Annotated in this window: 14 protein-coding genes; 2 read left to right on the forward strand and 12 right to left on the reverse strand. The window is 54.1% G+C overall.

Annotated elements, in window-relative coordinates:
* Positions 1-3: 3 nt before the first annotated feature.
* The 11 genes from IP582_RS13010 to IP582_RS13060 form a co-directional block, all read right to left on the reverse strand.
* A complete protein-coding gene (locus IP582_RS13010) occupies positions 4-303 on the reverse strand; it encodes a PAAR domain-containing protein (protein ID WP_079497383.1) in 300 nt (99 codons plus the stop codon).
* 14 nt (positions 304-317) lie between these two features.
* Entirely contained in the window at positions 318-2,105 is a 1,788-nt protein-coding gene (gene vgrG, locus IP582_RS13015; RefSeq protein ID WP_193793413.1) for a type VI secretion system tip protein VgrG, read from the reverse strand.
* Entirely contained in the window at positions 2,102-2,782 is a 681-nt protein-coding gene (locus IP582_RS13020; RefSeq protein WP_193793414.1) for a hypothetical protein, read from the reverse strand. The genes vgrG and IP582_RS13020 overlap by 4 nt, the downstream gene beginning before the upstream one ends.
* A gap of 55 nt (positions 2,783-2,837) precedes the next feature.
* Positions 2,838-3,008, reverse strand: coding sequence for a DUF5908 family protein (locus IP582_RS13025; protein WP_169039394.1), 171 nt, complete (start codon positions 3,006-3,008; stop codon positions 2,838-2,840).
* Between the two features lie 17 nt (positions 3,009-3,025).
* Positions 3,026-3,484: a phage tail protein gene (locus IP582_RS13030; protein WP_079497381.1), complete on the reverse strand. Its 459-nt coding sequence runs from the start codon at positions 3,482-3,484 to the stop codon at positions 3,026-3,028.
* Positions 3,474-3,938, reverse strand: a complete 465-nt coding sequence (locus tag IP582_RS13035) for a phage tail protein (RefSeq protein ID WP_079497380.1) — start codon at positions 3,936-3,938, stop codon at positions 3,474-3,476. Before IP582_RS13035 ends, IP582_RS13030 begins: the two co-directional genes overlap by 11 nt.
* A gap of 71 nt (positions 3,939-4,009) precedes the next feature.
* Complete coding sequence (locus tag IP582_RS13040; protein WP_193793415.1) at positions 4,010-5,593, reverse strand: phage tail sheath C-terminal domain-containing protein; 1,584 nt, start codon at positions 5,591-5,593, stop codon at positions 4,010-4,012.
* A 131-nt stretch (positions 5,594-5,724) separates the two neighbouring features.
* Positions 5,725-6,531: a hypothetical protein gene (locus IP582_RS13045; RefSeq protein ID WP_193793416.1), complete on the reverse strand. Its 807-nt coding sequence runs from the start codon at positions 6,529-6,531 to the stop codon at positions 5,725-5,727.
* Positions 6,531-7,112, reverse strand: a complete 582-nt coding sequence (locus tag IP582_RS13050; protein ID WP_193793417.1) for a DUF4255 domain-containing protein — start codon at positions 7,110-7,112, stop codon at positions 6,531-6,533. The genes IP582_RS13045 and IP582_RS13050 overlap by 1 nt, the downstream gene beginning before the upstream one ends.
* Before the next feature lie 1,031 nt (positions 7,113-8,143).
* Positions 8,144-9,526, reverse strand: a complete 1,383-nt coding sequence (locus IP582_RS13055; protein ID WP_193793418.1) for a Xaa-Pro peptidase family protein — start codon at positions 9,524-9,526, stop codon at positions 8,144-8,146.
* A 40-nt stretch (positions 9,527-9,566) separates the two neighbouring features.
* Positions 9,567-10,484: a LysR family transcriptional regulator gene (locus IP582_RS13060; RefSeq protein WP_039078973.1), complete on the reverse strand. Its 918-nt coding sequence runs from the start codon at positions 10,482-10,484 to the stop codon at positions 9,567-9,569.
* Positions 10,485-10,970: 486 nt separating this feature from the next.
* Between IP582_RS13060 and IP582_RS13065 the strand changes: the two genes are divergently transcribed.
* Positions 10,971-12,317, forward strand: coding sequence for an MFS transporter (locus tag IP582_RS13065; protein WP_370551769.1), 1,347 nt, complete (start codon positions 10,971-10,973; stop codon positions 12,315-12,317).
* On the forward strand, positions 12,314-13,786 hold the full coding sequence (locus tag IP582_RS13070) for an amidase (RefSeq protein ID WP_193793419.1): 1,473 nt from the start codon (positions 12,314-12,316) through the stop codon (positions 13,784-13,786). The genes IP582_RS13065 and IP582_RS13070 overlap by 4 nt, the downstream gene beginning before the upstream one ends.
* Before the next feature lie 87 nt (positions 13,787-13,873).
* Here IP582_RS13070 and nifJ read toward each other — a convergent pair whose 3' ends face one another.
* Positions 13,874-17,386 (reverse strand): pyruvate:ferredoxin (flavodoxin) oxidoreductase, encoded by a 3,513-nt coding sequence (gene nifJ / locus IP582_RS13075; protein WP_193793420.1) that lies wholly within the window; start codon positions 17,384-17,386, stop codon positions 13,874-13,876.
* Positions 17,387-17,728: the final 342 nt, after the last annotated feature.

Consider the following 17,728-nt stretch of genomic DNA (forward strand, 5'->3'; position numbering starts at 1 on the left):
CCCCTAGCCTCCGATAATGACCGTAAATTCACCCATCACAATTGAGCCCCCGTGCGCGGTCTGATCCCCGACTCTGGCCGCCGGTAAACCGCCAATAAAAACCGTTGCAGACCCTTTGATAATGGTGTCCGGCGGCCCGACGCAGACCAGCATGTCGCCGAGTCGGGCAGCCGGAAGTTTGCCAATCAGCACTGTCGGACACCCCACCTGAATAATGGGGCCGCCCACATGGGGGATCGGCGGAAGCCCTGGCGTCACCATCGGACACTGATGAAAATCGGTCAGTCTTGCGGCTGGCGGCATCGTTGCCCCTCCTCTTAATTGATCATCACAATTGCACCCTTGAGGGTCAGTTCCGCACCGCCCTGCACCTGCGCGCTGGCATTGCCCTTCGCACTCAGGGCAATGTCGGCTTTGGCATTCACATTCATGCCGGAAATGGCGACGTCGCCGGATGACGCCTGGAGACTGACTCCCATTTTTCCGGTGATATTGACCTTCTGATCGGCCTGAATGGTGATAGATGCGGGACTTTTGAGTTCAATGCCGGACGACGACATCGTGATGGCATTGTTGTGTTGATCGGTGATAGTGATTTGCTGCTTTTTATCGTCCAGCACGATGACATTTTTTGCTTTGGTGGTGATGGTCATAATGCTGTCCTTATCGTCAAAGACGATACGCATTTCACTGTGCGTGACGATGGCCTTCTTGCTGTTATCCGCATCGGGTTTCAGATCGCTGAAAGGGGCTCGCTTACCGCTGTAAACGCTACCGAGGATCACCGGAAAACAGGGGTCAAGATTGAGGAAGCCGACGATCACTTCATCTCCCACTTCCGGCAGGAAAAAAGCGCCCACGCCGCTGCTGGAATAAAAGTTGGCCATCCTCGCCCAGACGCCGTGCCCTTCGGTATCAAAGAGCGGCAGCGTGACCAGAATCCGGTACGCATTGTCCGGGTCCTGATCGATTTTCTGCACCGTGGCGTTAAATAATCCCTCCACGCCGGGCAGCACTCCGGCTGCCGCAGGCGCCATCACCTCATGTTGCTGAACAAACCACAGGGAAGAGAGACCCAGCGAGGCTCTGGTAAACCAGTTACCATCGGCGAATTCATGCTCAACGCCAGAGACAAAATAGTCGCCATCAAAACGATCGCCAACGCCTGCCAGCGTCAGCCAGACGCCCGGCAACACCGCCGCGTTACCCGCCACACGCACCTCACCGGTGATTTTTGCCAGTTCGCTTTTCTGCATTTGCGCCTGTGACCATTGGGTCAGCGCGCCATTGTTGAGCGTGGCGGTAGACTGGAGAGTAAAGGTGGGTAGCCCCACTACTGCCGAAAGTTTTTTGCTGCTGATGTTACCCGGTCCACTGAGCGTATTTTTGGCCGTGGCGGAGATACACTTCTGGGTAGCGTAGTCCCAGGCGCTGGCTTTTACCTCGCTGAGTTGGGTGACGGCGTCCATATCCGCGCTGAATTGATAAAGATTCTCGCCGTAGGTCACCGTCAGTACCGACGTGGTGTTTTGCGTGGGCGAAAACACGGACACTTTGCCGTTCAGCGTGCTGACCACCAGGCCATTGATATCGGCGCGGCTGAGCATAAAATCCCAGTCGCTGCAGTAATACTGCACCAGTTCCGCCAGGGTCAGCGACGTGCTGGCGACGTCGCTACTAAGCCCGGACTGACTGATCAGCGCGCTTATCACACCGCTGTCGGTTTGGTTCTGATAAACCGTGCTGCGGCGGCCAACGCTCATTTTGATGGCTTTATCGCGGCACTCTATCGACAAAATGGGGCCAATATTGCCCTCCACCTGTACCGACTGGCGCGTAACGATGCCGGAAAAAACGCTTTTATTCTCTGTGTTATAGCCCAGCGAGATAACGATTTCCGCACCGGGAACAAAGGTTGACGAGGCGCTAACTGTAAAGTTTTCCGCATCGGCGGAGCCATCGAGAATCTCAAGCGTGGCGCGGCCAATACGGTTAATCCGCTGATCAACCTGAATACGCAAAATCTGATAATCACCGGGGATAGCACGGCCATTAGCCGTAATGGTATAGCTTGCCAGGCCGCCAGACGGAGGGTTGCCGCTCATGCGTCACCTCCCTGGGTTAACGGGGGAACCTGTAGCGTGGTACCCGACGTCAAATGGCGAAATTTATCGAGCCGGTTAAAGGCCGCCAGTTGAACATAGAACGTCGGGTCGCGATAAATCGCCTGGCTTATCTGCGGCAGGCTGTCGCCATCCACGATGGTGATGCGATGGGTCAAATCCGGTGATTTACGATCCTCTTCTTTGGCCGCCGTTGACGGGTCAAGGTACGAGGTAAATTGCAACGCGACTTTGGCGCGTAGTGCGGTGCCATCGGGGCGAAAAAAGGTATAGGTGGTATCAAAGGTCTGCAACACTCCCTTAAACGAGAGGCCTTGTCCCCAGTAGAGGATCACATAGTTTGGGCGGTGAATATTGCCGTTATAGTCGTAGACGGTCTTTTTGAGCTGGTTTATCTCCTGCGTCAGATCGGTACGGGTGCTGTCAACCACGCCGGTACAGTCAATCACCAGGTCAAAACTCAGTTGTTCCCCCGGCGTCGCCCGATATTTGGACGACAGTTTGCCGCTGCCGGGAGCCTGTTCTTCGTTGTAACTGACGCTGCGATTAATGCGCATTTGCTCGGGATTGAGGATCACGACATATTCGCCGCCTCTGACCTTGCTGGTGAATTTTTCATCACTGTAGGCCACCATCCGCATTTTCTTTATTCCACCCATTGGCCCTTCCTGAATCAGTAACGTTTCGATGGGATGTGCCGGAAGACCGTATGACTTAACGCTCCAGCGGATTTTTTCTGTCGCTCTTTTTGAGTTGGCGCAGACAAGCCTGAATCACCTGCTGCCTGAGCGTCTGTAGCTGTTGTGGGTCTAACTGCGTCTGCGTTGGTTCGGGTTGACTCTGAATCGCGGTTTTGATGACCAGTTCACGTATCTCAACGGGCATAGCGACCTCTTGCGACGTTAGTAAGTATCAAAGTTGGGCATGTCGAAGTACTGATAAGCAAACTCCAGTGTTTCGATGAAAATTTCACTCTCCTGCGAACGTAAGTTGCTGGCTGACCACTTCACCGGCCAGGCGGCAATAAAATTCCAGTCCATGCTGATGTGACCATTTTCATCAAGGAGCCAGACCTTGATATCGCGGGTTTTGATAGGGGCGGACAGCCCATTATCCAGCGTATCTTTCACCCAGCCGATCAGCGCGGACTCCGCATTGACTACCCCGCGTCGCAGCACCAGGTTCTGAAACGATGTCTGGGCTGGAAGGCGGTACTTGAACCGATTTTCCCCGCCGCACACCACCTCTTCGATACCCAACTCCTTGCTCAGGCCGCTTACCTCCTGGAAGGCGGCATCACTGCCGCCCATCCCGGTGATTGAGACGCTGAAATAAAAGCTGGTTTGCAGGTTATGATCCATTGGTCACAACAAGCTGTTCGTGAGCGATTTCCAGCGTATCCACGGCCACTTCATTGGCATCGGATTTCAAATCTGTGCCGGTGATTTTGGTCGGCCACGCATTGTTCAGTTGCCACTGCATGGTGACCGCGCCATTTTCATCAAGCAGCTTAATGAGTACCGTTCTGCGTTTAACGGTGTTCATCTTGATTTCATCCATCCACGCCCAGAAGTTGTTGTCGTTGACGAACACGCCACGCTTCATTGTGATGTTGCCGTACTTCGCAATTCCGGGCATTTTGATGGTCGAGAACAGCGTGCTATTACTGTGCCGGTACTCAATCACCTGCACCTCTTTGTCCATCCCCGAAACTTCCTGAAACGCTACCCCTTTGAGTTCCGAGCCCAGATCAACCTCAAACCGGAACTTGGGCATAGGCCATGTAGTGCCTTCTTTGCTGCCGTCATCTGCCATGAGCATGCTCCTTAACAGTCGCTAATCAGTAAATTGACTCATTGATGTGTGAACAGGCCTTACCGCATCACTCAGCCTGATTTCGCCATTTCCTGCTCAAAGGTGATGACGAGGAATTCAGCCGGACGCACGATGGCGACCTTCACGGTGACATTAAGAAAACCGTTCAGGATATCGTCGCCCGTCATGGTGGAACCCAGGCCGCAAAAGACCTGAAACGCATCATTTGCCGTGGCCCCCTGTAACCCACCTTCTTTCCAGATATCGGTCAGGAAGCTGGAGATTTCACTGCGCACCGCCGCCCAGGTATTCGCCGTGTTCGGTTCGAACACATACGCGCGCGCCGCCAGTTTCACGGACTGTTCGAGGAAGGTCATGGTGCGGCGAACCGAGATATAGCGCCAGTCCTGGCTGTTGCCATCCAGGGTTCTCGCCCCCCAAATCAGGATGCCCTGACCATTGAAAAAACGGATAGCATTGATGGACTTACCCGATACCGCGTCAACATTGAGATCCGCCTGTTGGGCATCGGTTAAGCGGATAGGTAACCGCGCCGCGCCGACAATGCTGGTATTGGCGGGGGCATTCCAGACGCCGTTCAGGTTGTCATTCACGGTATACACCCCGGCCATCGCGCCGCTTGGCGGAAGCAGGTTGGAGCAGGTCAGAACGTTATTGATGATTTGCGAATAGGTTTTTGAGGCGTTGAGCAGCGCGGCATTGAGTTGCGAATTGCTCATCGGGTTAGTTTGCGGCGGTGTTTCAATCATTGCGAGGATCTTCGCGACCACCGGGTCCTGCGCCGACGGCGGGTTAATCACCGCCCCCAACTGTTTAATGTCGCCACCAAACAGGTTCGTGAAATTGATATCACTGCCCTGCATGATGGTCGTACCGATAAAGGGATAATAAGCGACGCCGTAATTTAGCCCGTTTGAGCCGGTACTATTGCGAAACGCCTCAATATCATTGGTGTACATGATCGGGTCAGGCGTATCGCCGCCGATAATATCGAACAGGCAGACTGCGGTCTGCAATTCCGCCGCCTGCAGCAACATACTCTGCATCAGGGTGCCGTTATCCGCCGGGGAAAGTAGCGTGGCTTCCGGGCAGATGTACATGGTGGGTTCCTGTTCGTTTTCCAGCAGCGCCAGACCACCTTGCAGATCGGCGAGTTTCACGTTCGGGTTAACGATTTGCGCCCCTACATCGCCGGGTTTACCGCTGGACTCCCCATAGCTGCCGACCGAAACAATGTAAGCATCGCCGCCGCCGTTGAGATAGAACAGGCGAATGCTGTTATAGAGGTAATAGATGGTATTCGGGTCAGGCACTATCGAATAATAGGTGCCGTTCAATAACAGATACTCCCCCTTTTCCGGCTGCGTTTTTTGCGCCACCAGATAGTACTCAGGGTTGTACTGAAACGCGGGATCCGCCGGTGGCTGCGGATTCGCATTCATGTAGATGGCCTGAAATTCGGCAAAAGAGGTGATCTTCTGTGCCTTGTTGTAGTAGGACTTGCCCTGATACTGCGCGTTGGGTGTATAGCCGATAAAGGCCGGAACCGCGGTGGCGACAGGGACCACCGAGTTCGGAAAGGCATTCAACTCGTTGATATACACACCCGGAGTTTTGATATTGGATGCTAGCATGTCGTGGTTTTCCTTTGGTTCACTGAGTGAAATTCCTGTACTGCGAGTCGTTAGCCTGAAAAGGCATTAGCCCAAAACATCAGAATCCGACCCCTGTTCGCCTGCGGGTGATGCGTGTTGCGCCCCTTTCATCAGACATACACATACATAACCGACACGGGCTGCTGATCCGCGGAATACGCGGTAAATAAACGATCTGCCGCAGGCGTTGGCAGCACAGACATCACCGTCTGCTGTCGGGTACGCCCGCTCTGCGTCTGGGTACGCGGAATATCCATCAACGCAAAGCGCTGTGGTGGCGCCTGTTGCAGGGCAATGGTTGAGGTGCTGCGGGTTACCCAGCCATTTTGTCCATCGACATTCCCACTGCGAACGCTGGCAGGGTTGAACGTAACCTGCCCTGATGCGTCCACTATCTCTGGGTTTTGCAAGCGCCGCTGTCCGCGCGGGATCAAGCGATATTCCCAGACGGTGGCGCGCGCCTGTAGCGTCACCGTAAAAGCCTGCCGGGGGAGCAAATCCGCCGGATAGAGACAGATTTCACCTGTCGCAATAGCGGGCGCGCTTTGCGCTTGCGCAGCGTCCATGATCATGGCGCCCGGCCTCTGCCCATCAGCAGCAATACGCTCACTACTGAATCCCAGTACCCCTTTCCACTCTCCGGGGAGCGCAGTGACCGCCAGCAGCCAGGCATTCGGCTGCACCAGCCAGAAACGAAATGGGTTGCGCGCATCCTGGGACACGCAATAGTTCAAAAATGCCGTTCTGCCCGTCGGGGCATAGCCATAAATGCGCCATATATTACCTGCTGCCACCAGGCTCAACCCCAGGCGACGCATGAGCGCATGGGTGTTTTGATCCGGCACGAGTGTGGCGTCACGCCAGACGCTGTCTGGAAAAAACTGATGCTGTAAGGTAATTTCCGCTACCACAAACATCAGCGTCTGGCCTGAGCCTGGCTGCCGACCTGTTCGAGAATGGGCGATTCCCCGCTTACCTGATTCGCCTGAATCGCGATATGACGAATTTTGTAGATAATCGAAGGCTGATACCGCGCCCCCAGCGCACTCCAGAGGTTGTGGGTGTTTTCGTAAGGTGAATTTTCAATTTCAAACTGTAACTGCTCAATACCGGCCGGGATATCAGGAAAATTCTGCCGCTTGATGATGGGATTCGCCTGAAAAAACGCGATAACCGCAGAGAGAAAGCGCAACGATTCGCTATAGTCATCAAAGCTGGCGGTAAGCAAGACATCCAGATTAAATCTCACCGTCGGCATCATCTGCCTGACGATATTATTTTTCGTATCGGGTGTGGTACGAGTACCATAAAAGGGCTTGCTGGTTTCATGCTCCAGATTGATAAGCGTCAGCACTAATTTATTTTGATTTTTTAAAGGCAAGCCGCCGCTCGAATCGACCAGATTATTTAAGACAACCATATTCCCTGCAATATCGAATTGGTTGCGTAATTGCTGATCAAGAATGTCTTTAAGATAACTCAATGCTTCATCAATCATATAACGTCCTTAATGAGAGAATTGCAAGTCACCACACACCAAAGCGCTAATCTGACACTATTCAATGTTTGCGAGCAAACATTAAACTCAGGCAACACAAAGCTCATAAAAAAAATAGAGACAACAGGATCCAGCGCCTTTAATTTTTAAAGACAAGAGTGGTGCCCTGTCAAAAAAGAGACAGAGAAAATTATTTTATCGCTAACCGTGATGTGCTGTATGCATATTCAATGAGCAATACCTCCCATACAATAAGAAATACGCTCTTATCGTTTTTTATTTATAGTGAAAAGCTAAAGCAAGTGGCATATCGGCATGGTTCACATGCAACGATGTTTTTTCAGTATAAGCGGGAAATCAGAAAATTCTATAAAATTATTAAAAAAACACCATCATTTTTAAATTTGATAATTTTCAAACAGATAGTGTTTTCAGATATCCTCTCCCACTTCACGCGCCGGGCACCACGTCAGCAACGGAAATACAGGCGCAGCGCGCCATACAGGGCAGAAAATATGTCAAAAATGATGTTATGAAAAGCATCAGTAAAATTTACAAAAAACGGGCATTAAGAATTTCAGATAAGTGATTTTAACTCGCCATTTCTTTTTTGCTTACGAAGAGTTTAGTCGTAGTAAAACCATTCTGAAACTATAAGATTAATAACCTTGCCAGGCATTATCTTTTCATTGCATGTCAGACCAGATATTACTCTGATACGGTACAAATGCTCAGAATAACTGTTAAGAATATATTCAGCTTTACAAGCGGCAGCGAGGCTGGAAATAGCGAAGGATATGCGCGCTAATCAAACGCAGAGAGAAAGCGACAGGTGTCATTCTGAGTGTAAAGGATATTCTATCACGCAAAATAATATGCTTCCGTTGTCGTTTTCTTTGTAATATAGTGCCGTATCTTTACATAAAAACCCAGGCTAATTGCCCGCAACTTGTCACCTGGAGATTATTTGCAGTGTTATTCTTTACAACGTCATGCATTACAGCCAGAACGCAGGCATGACGTTGCCGATATTATATCTTCACCACCGCTTTATTTTTATCCAGTAAAAAAGGACGCAAATACCCTACCGTGTTGGATAACAAAATAACCTCTTCAGGCAGGTCTATTTTCAGTACATCAGTGACATAGTTGCGACGCGCCTGCATACGCGCCCAGACCTGCGGGTAATCCTGCGCCAGTTCATCGCGCAGCGCCTCATCGGCCAGGCCAACGGTATCTTCAATGCTACAGCCGCCATAACCCGGCACCGAGGGAATAATATCAATTTGCAGCAGCATGCCGCTTTCCAGGCGGGCCGTTGAACCGGGGTAAATCGGCGAACTTAACCACTCTTCATCGCCAACCAGGTGACCAGGATTGAGATGCCAGTGCCAGCGATCTTTAGGTAACACCGATTCCACCAGGCGGTAGACTTCTGCGCCCGTCACGCCGGGCCGGATAAACTCAAGCCACTGGACCACGGTGTGATAATAGGGAATGGCTACTCGGGTCAGGTAATCTGCAACCGGCTCCGCCAGCTCATTTTCACTGGCGACTACCCAGGCTGCACGGCTGGTTAACCCGCCTTTGTAACCGACGGTCAGAGAAAATTTATCGCCGCGAGCGATAATCTTGTCCGTTGGGTAGAGACAGGCATGGGTAAAACGGTCGCCGGTGGCGGCAATCATCACCACATTGTTGGGCTGTCCCCAACCGGCCAGAAGGTGCCCTATCTCTTTTTCACGCCGCCCTGGCTCAACGGCATTGAGCGCCGTCAGCACCTGCGTGGAGGCGAGGTTTGCGCCGAACTCATAAAACGCAATTTCGCACGCGCTGTTCAGCCGCCGTACGCCCCGCTCCGGGGAGATAAACAGCCCGGTGGCATTGCGCACATTGTCCCGCCCGCCTGCCGCGCTGAACACCGCATCGAGAATAAACGCCGGAACATCAAACAGCGCTGAGTCACCGGTGAATAATTTCCAGCCCACGACACCCACCCTGGCCGCAGCCATGATGCCGCACGAGGAGAGCAACCCGGCCAACGGCACATCCCCGTCCATCGGCTGGTTGGGTAATGAGAACAGCGGCGTGTGCAGGCATTTGCCGCCGTTACGCGCAAAGGGCACCAGTTTGAGGTTTTCATTGCCCATGATGTAGCTGAGCTCGCCATCGGCATTAACGACCAGCAATGCTTCCTCGAAACGGGGAATAAACCCGGCAAGATACTCAAAATTGGCGCCGTGCTCTTTGTCGGCATAGATAACCAGATGGGTAAAACCACTGGCCTGCATCGCCAGCAGGACATTACGCAAGCGCTGTTTCATGGTGTCGTCAGAAAGGACGGGGTAAGCAATATCCGGGTAGGTTTGCGGCGCGGGTATCGTCTGTATGTGATAGCGCGGAACCGTTGTCATGGCGTCATTCCTTATGCGGCGGGAAAAAATCCTGATTGCTCTACGCCGTTGTGTTGACCAGAGCATTCTGACCATCAATACGTTGCGACAACATATCATGGAACAGACGGGTCGCCATGGATAACGTCCGTTGACGGGGTAAACAGAGATCGACCTTCACTTTTCCCATCAGGGGATCGGCCAGCGGTACCGCCACAAACATTGCCTGCGCGTCCGGCTCCTGATGATGTAGCTGGGGCAAGATAAGTAGCGTCCTGCCCTGCAGCGCCAGGGTCTTTTGCACCTCCATCGAACTGGTAATAAAGCGCATATCGAAGTGGACAGCTTCGCGCCGGGCGGCGGATTCCAGTAGCTGGCGCACCGCATAGTTGGCGGGAGGAATGGCAATCGGATGGGCGGCAATCTCTTTGAGGGTCAGACGCGGCTTCGTCGCCAGCGGATGGTGGGCGGCCATCAGAACCTTGTGTTCCAGATGACAGCAATGCGTCACCTGAATCTCCGCGCTGACCGGGGTATAAAAGGCCAGCGCCACATCCGCATGTCCGCGAATAAGCTGTTCGGCAATGTACGGGGCGCTGCCGGTGTCAATCTCGAACGACACCTCCGGGTTGTGCTGACCAAATGCCTCAATGACGGGCGCAATAAACAGCGCGACCAGGCTCTCGGCGGCGCAGATTTTTACCGTACCGGACACCACGCTGCGCCTTGAGGTAATGCGCGCCTTCACCGACTCCAGCTCACGCAATGTGGCGTCCACCGCCTGCGCCAGAAGCTCCCCTTCACGGGTCAGTTTAATCCCCCTCGGGCCTCGTTCAATCAATGCCGCGCCATAATAGTGTTCCAGAATATCGATTTGTCGCGTCACTGCCCCTGGCGCAACAAACAATTTATCTGCAGCCTCCCGAAAAGAAGCAGACTTTGCGACCTGACTAAAATATTTCAGCGCCCGTAATTGCATTGTCTCTCCCGTTGGATGAATCCATTGAAGCGACCTTATTACGCTGGCGAAATATTGGCAAACATCGACATAATTAGCGCCACATTGCACTTTTAGTAAGCACGGAGCGCCATTTTTGTGCATTCACTGAGCTATTCAAATCGTCATCACGCCACAATGGCCTGAATATGCGGCATGACCGCTTATTTATCGCTGCCCCATTCGGTAATCGGGTTTACGAACCAGGCACATTTTAAGTGCACTCGACGAAGCGAATATTTACCCCAGGAAAATCCCATCTCAAGCGAAAAATAAATTTCATAATAAAAACAGACAATTAAATTTAATCATATTATTTTCTTATTCACTTAGCCTGCCGTGAGTGCATACATTTTTTACACACTGTCTTCGCCTAATTGTGATAGTGAGCGGATCTGCGCCCTGTTATATGTCTGCTATGTCTTTTCACGTTTCACTTCGCCTGAACACATTGAGGAAGACCATACGATGACAAACGAAATAAGTCATAGCGCGATAAAACCCAAAGCATCACGCAAAGAAGTGGTGGCTGTTGTGCTTGGCGCTGCGGTTGAATTTTTCGATTTCAGTGCTTATGCCACCTTTGCCGTGATGATCGGCAATATTTTCTTCCCCTCTGATAACCCCTTCACCAGTCTTTTATTGTCGGTCTCTGTGTTTGGTATCGGCTTTATTGTCCGCCCGCTTGGCGCCATATTTATTGGCAGCTATGCCGACCGTGTAGGACGTAAACCGGCGATGCTGCTCACCATGGTTTTTATGACCATCGGCACTGGCGGGCTGGTCTTTCTGCCCGGTTATGAAACGATTGGCATGGCGGCCCCTATCCTGCTGGTGATTGTCCGCATGCTACAAGGACTGGCCTGGGGTGGCGAAGCTGGCCCCGCGACGACCTTTATTATGGAGGCGGCGCCAGAAGGCAAACGGGCCTTCTACACCAGTTGGCAAATTGTCGCCCAGGGGCTTGCAGGTATCAGCGCCGGGGTGATTGGTTATACGCTGACGGTCATCCTGACGCCGGAGCAACTGTCGGCCTGGGGCTGGCGCGTGCCTTTTGCTTTTGGACTGATCATCCTGCCCATTGCCATCTACCTGCGCCGTAACCTTAACGAGACCTTCACTACTGAGAACAGCGCCGCCAGCAAGTCCACCGGCAGTCTGCTCGGTGACGTGATGCGTAACTACCGTGGCCTGATTCTGGTGGGTATTTTTATTCTTTCAGGCAGTACCATCACGCAATATTTCCTCAATTACATGACCACCTATGCCCTGAAAGAGTTGGCTTTTGCGCCAGGCACGGCCATGGCGTCGACCATTCTTATCGGCGTGTGCGTGGTGGTGTTTTCCCTGGTGGGTGGCTGGATGGCGGATCGCTTCGGGCGCAAGATGACCATTATCGCGCCGCGCCTGATTCTGCTGCTCTTGCTGCTACCGGGCCTTGAGATGATCAATGCCTGGCGCAGTGAAGGCGTTTTCTTTGCCATCATCACCCTCTTTGCCGCACTGCAATGTATCAGCGGCGCCGGCGTGCTGGTGGTGCTGTGCGAAAACTTCCCGCGCTATATCCGCTCAACCGGTTTTTCCATCGCCTTTGCCTTTGGCATCACCCTGTTTGGCGGGACGGCGCAAATTGTCTTCTCGTGGCTGATTAAATGGACCGGCGACCCGGTTTCCCCAGGCTACTACCTCATCGCCGCCAATATCCTCTGCCTGGTGGCGACACTGATGCTCAAAGAACGAGCCCCTCATAAGGCCACCCGCCGCCTGAAAGCGCCGCAGGGCAAGATCCAGTTTGCGAAGGAGAAATCACAATGAACACCGTACTGAGCTGGGATGAGTGGGCCGCCTGCGATGCCACCGCGCTGGCTGAACTGGTCGAGCGCGGCGACGTCAGCGCCCGTGAGCTGGCGCTACAGGCGCAGGCCGCGACGCTGCGGGTTAACCCGCAAATCAGTGCTGTCGTGGAACTGTTTGATGATGCCATCCACCAACCGGAAACCGACGGCACTTGTCTGGAGGGCGCGTTTAAAGGAGTTCCCTTCCTGATGAAAGACTTAGGGCCGGGGATAAAGGGGCGTTTGCAGGAGCAAGGCTCCGCGTTTATGCGTGGCAATCGTCCGGATGAAGACGCCTTTTTGACCACGCAAATTCGCCATGCCGGGCTTAATATTATTGGCCGCAGCGCCACGCCGGAGTTTGGCGTCTGCGGATCGGCGGAAAACCCGGCGATTTACGTAACGCGCAGCCCGTGGAACCCGCAATACACCACCTTTGGCTCCTCTGCCGGAGCATGCGCGTCGGTGGCCGCCGGGATTATTCCCCTCGCCCATGCCACCGATGGCGGTGGCTCCATTCGCATACCGGCGGGGGCCAATGGGCTTGTTGGCCTGAAAAGTAGTCGGGGCGTCTTTTCAATTGGCCCGGCACTGTCGGATATCACCGGGTATGTCTCAACGCAAGGCTGCGTGAGTCGCAGCGTGCGTGACACGGCCCGCTTTGTCGATAGCTGCCGGGGCGGCGCACCGGGCGAGTTTATGCCTTACTGGCAGCCCCCGCAGCCCTATAGCGAGATGATCACCCGCGATCCTGCGCCGCTGCGTATTGCCGTGTCCCACGAATGGGGTAATTACCGCGCAACGCCGCACTTTGTCGAAGAGCTGGAGAAAACGACGCGCCTGCTTGAGGAGCTGGGCCATCAGGTGGAATGGGTGACGCCAGATATCCCCTTCGAAGAGGCCTTTGCCGCACAGACCACCTGCTATATCAGCAATTTTGCGCAGTTTATTCAGCGACTGCTGGAGAAAAACGATCTTAGCGTCCCGCCGGAGGATAAAATCGAGCCGATGAATATCCGCATCTGGCAAAAAGGGATTGGTATGTCCTACAGCGAGCGCTGGAAAATGCAGGATGCGTTTAACCAGATCTCCCGCAAGCTGGGGGCATTTTTCCAGACATGGGATCTGATCCTGACGCCGACATTTTCCAAACCGACGCCGCTGCTCGGTGAGAAAAAGTACCTGACGCTCAGCGATAACCCGGACGTGATGGACTGGTTCTATTCCCTGTGGGATATCTTCTCCTATACCCCGCTTGCCAGTTTAACCGGCACGCCCGGTATTTCGTTGCCGCTGGCCTGGCAACAATCCGGCTTGCCGCTCGGCATGCATTTCCAGACGCGCCAGGGTAACGACGGGCTGCTGCTGCAACTGGCGGCCCAGCTTGAGCGCGCCTCCGGCGGGCGATTTATCAGCAACACCACGCCGCAGGTGCATGTTACGCATTAACGCCAGACAGGTAATGAAAAGGCCGGAGCGCATCACTGCCACTCCGGCCTTTTTTGTTTCTGCCCGGCAAATGCCGGGCCTCTTCTCTTACTCTCCGGCCAGCCGCTTGTACTGGGCGTAGCGGTCTTTGGCATCCTGCTCGGTCTGGGCAAACAGACTGTCGGCGATCTCCGGCGAGGTACGGCCCAGCGAGGCATAACGCACTTCACCCATCAGGAAGTCACGGAAACTCTCTTCCGGCTCTTCCGAATCGAGAATAAACGGGTTTTTCCCTTTCGCCAGCAGTTGCGGGTTATAGCGCCAGAGGTGCCAGTATCCGGCCTCTACTGCGCGCTTCGCCTCGCTGATACTGCGCCCCATCCCCGCTTTCAGACCGTGGTTAATACAGGCCGCGTAGGCAATCACCAGCGACGGTCCCGGCCAGGCTTCGGCTTCGGCAATGGCGCGGAGCGTCTGGGCTTTATCGGCCCCCATCGCCACCTGGGCGACATACACATTGCCATAGCTGACGGCCATCATCCCCAGATCTTTTTTGCGCGTCCGTTTGCCCTCGGCGGCGAACTTGGCAATGGCAGCCACCGGTGTGGATTTGGATGACTGGCCGCCGGTATTGGAATAGACCTCGGTATCAAACACCAGAATATTCACATCCTCACCGGAGGCCAGCACATGGTCGAGGCCGCCAAAGCCAATGTCATAGGCCCAGCCGTCCCCACCAAAAATCCACTGCGAGCGCTTGGTGAAGTAGTCCTGATTTTGATACAGGCGATTAAGCAGGTCATCGTCGCCCTTTTCAGCCGCCAGCAGCGCGCTCAGTTTTTCCGCCCGCGCACGGGTACCTTCACCGAGATCTTTGTTCTCCAGCCAGTCGCGCAGCGCCTGCTGTAAATCAGGATGCAGCGGTTTTTCCAGCACGCTGGCCGCATCACTGGCCAGTTGTTCACGAATAGCGCGCCCCCCCAACATCATCCCCAGACCAAACTCGGCGTTATCTTCAAACAGTGAATTTGCCCAGGCCGGCCCCTGGCCTTTGTGGTTTGTGGTCCATGGGATGGACGGTGCGCTGGCCCCCCAGATAGACGAACAGCCCGTGGCGTTGGCAATCATCATCCGGTCGCCGAAAAGCTGAGTAATCAGGCGCGCGTACGGGGTTTCGCCGCACCCTGCGCAGGCGCCGGAGAACTCCAGTAACGGGGTTTCAAACTGACAGCCTTTGACCGTGGCTTTGCTGAACGGGTTCTCTTTGGGCGTCAAAGCCAGCGCGTGATCCCACACCGGGATCATCGGGCGCTGGCTTTCGAGGGGTTGCATCGCCAGGGCTTTGCCTTTCGACGGGCAAATATCCACGCAGTTGCCGCAACCAGAGCAGTCGAGCGGGGAGATAGCCAGATGATACTCATAGTGTTTGGCCCCCTGCGCGGGCTTGCTCAGTAACGCAGCAGGGGCCACTTCTCGCTCTTCGCTGCTCAACAGCGCCGGGCGAATGGCCGCGTGCGGGCAGATAAAGGCGCACTGGTTACACTGGGTACAGCCTTCTGGCTGCCAGACCGGCACCTGCATGGCGATACCGCGCTTCTCCCAGGCGGCGGTGCCGGGCGGGAATGTCCCGTCTTCCATACCCAGAAAAGCGCTGACGGGCAGTCTGTCGCCGTTCTGGCGGTTCATCGGCTCAAGGATATTGCGAATAAAGTCCGGCATCAGTTTGCCGTCCTCTTTCTCCTCCTCTTCTGCATACGCCCAGTGGTCGGGAACGATAATCTCCTGCAGCGCATCCATCCCCAGATCGATAGCGGCATTGTTCATATCCACCACGTTCTGCCCTTTGCTGCCATAGGATTTTGCCACCGCTTTCTTAAGGTGCGCCGAGGCGGTTTTGGCATCAATAATGTCGGTCAGTTTAAAAAAGGCCGCCTGCATCAGCATATTAAAACGCCCGCCGAGGCCGAGTTTACGTGCGATATCGACCGCGTTCAGGGTGTAAAACCGCACCCCCTGGCGGGCAATAATGCGCTTCATTTTATTGGGCAGATGGCGCTCCACCTCTTCGCCAAACCAGGTGCAGTTGAGCAGGAAAATCCCGCCCGGATTGATGCCATCGAGAAGATCATATTTATCGACATAAGATTGCTGTGAACAGGCAATAAAATCGGCGTTATGAATCAGATACGGCGAAGTGATCGGGCGCTTACCAAAGCGCAGATGCGACAGGGTTATCCCACCGGATTTTTTCGAATCGTAGGCAAAATAGGCCTGCGCGAACATCGGCGTGTTATCACCGATAATTTTGATGGCGTTCTTATTGGCGCTGACCGTGCCATCGGAACCCAGCCCCCAGAATTTACAGGCGGTGATACCTTCACGGGAGACGTGAATGTCATAAACCGGTACCGGCAGCGAGGTGTGGGTAACATCGTCAAAAATCCCCACCGTAAAGCCATCCATCGGCAGCGGTTTTTTCAGGTTTTCGAACACAGAAACAATGTGGCCTGGCAGAACATCTTTACCGCCCAGCGCATAGCGGCCACCAACAATCAGCGGTGGGTTTTCGTGATGATAAAAGGCATTTTTGACGTCCAGACACAGCGGTTCCGCCTGGGCGCCCGGCTCTTTGGTGCGGTCGAGCACGGCAATGCGCTTCACGCTGGCGGGGATCTTCGCCATAAAATGGGCCAGCGAGAAAGGCCGGAACAGATGCACGGAAACCAGGCCGACTTTTTCACCGCTGTCGATCATCGCATCCACCACCTCCTGGATGGTGTCACACACTGACCCCATCGCAATAATGATTTGCTCAGCATCCGGCGAACCGTAGTAATCGAACAGGTGGTATTCGCGCCCGGTGATACGGTAAATCTCCGCCATATACCCTTCGACAATCTCCGGCAGCGCCTGATAAAAGCGGTTGGAGGCCTCGCGTTCCTGAAAGTAGATATCCGGGTTCTGCGCCGTGCCGCGAATGACCGGGTGATCCGGGTTTAAGGCATTACGGCGAAACTGATTGAGCGCCTCCTGATCCAATAACGGCGCCAGCTCTTCATGTTCCAGCACCTCAATTTTCTGGATTTCATGGGAGGTACGAAAGCCGTCAAAGAAGTTGATAAAGGGCACGCGGCCTTTAATCGCGGCGAGGTGCGCCACCGCCGAGAGATCCATCACCTGCTGGACATTGTTTTCCGCCAGCATCGCGCACCCCGTCTGGCGCACGGCCATGACATCCTGATGATCGCCAAAGATATTCAGCGAGTTGGTCGCCAGCGCCCTGGCGCTGACATGAAACACCCCCGGCAACAGCTCGCCCGCAATCTTGTACAGATTGGGGATCATCAACAGCAACCCCTGTGACGCGGTATAGGTTGTGGTCAGCGCTCCCGCCTGCAATGCGCCGTGTACGGCCCCTGCCGCACCGGCTTCTGACTGCATCTCCATCAGACGCACCGGTTGACCAAACAGGTTTTTCTTACCCTGTGCCGTCCATTCGTCGACGTTTTCCGCCATCGGTGTTGAGGGGGTGATGGGATAAATCGCCGCAACATCAGTAAAGGCATAGGAGATCCAGGCCGCCGCAGCGTTGCCATCCATCGTTTTCATCTTTCCGGACATTTCTCGTTCCTCGAATGTGAGAGGCAAAGTCGCCGCCCGCTGACGGCAAACCGTAGTACCCCTGCATTGCACAGCCTGTGCCATATCGGGAAAACGCAATATCTGCGTTCAAATTCAAGGTATTAACTAAAAGTCCTGACTTGTGAGTCTTCCGACATTGCGCGGAATAAGACAGGCAGTCCGACATCCTGTTGAACAGCTAACAAAGTGTCAGCGCCGCCACAGCAGCGGCAGGTGCGGCGGCGAATTGTCCTGTTTCCAACAATTGGTCTGCATATTGTTCAGTGTTTGTTTTGCCACCCACAGAGGCGATAAATATAAAAATCAATAAATACAATCAAT

It is taken from the genome of Citrobacter sp. BDA59-3 (genome assembly GCF_015167655.1).
Classification (GTDB): domain Bacteria; phylum Pseudomonadota; class Gammaproteobacteria; order Enterobacterales; family Enterobacteriaceae; genus Phytobacter; species Phytobacter diazotrophicus.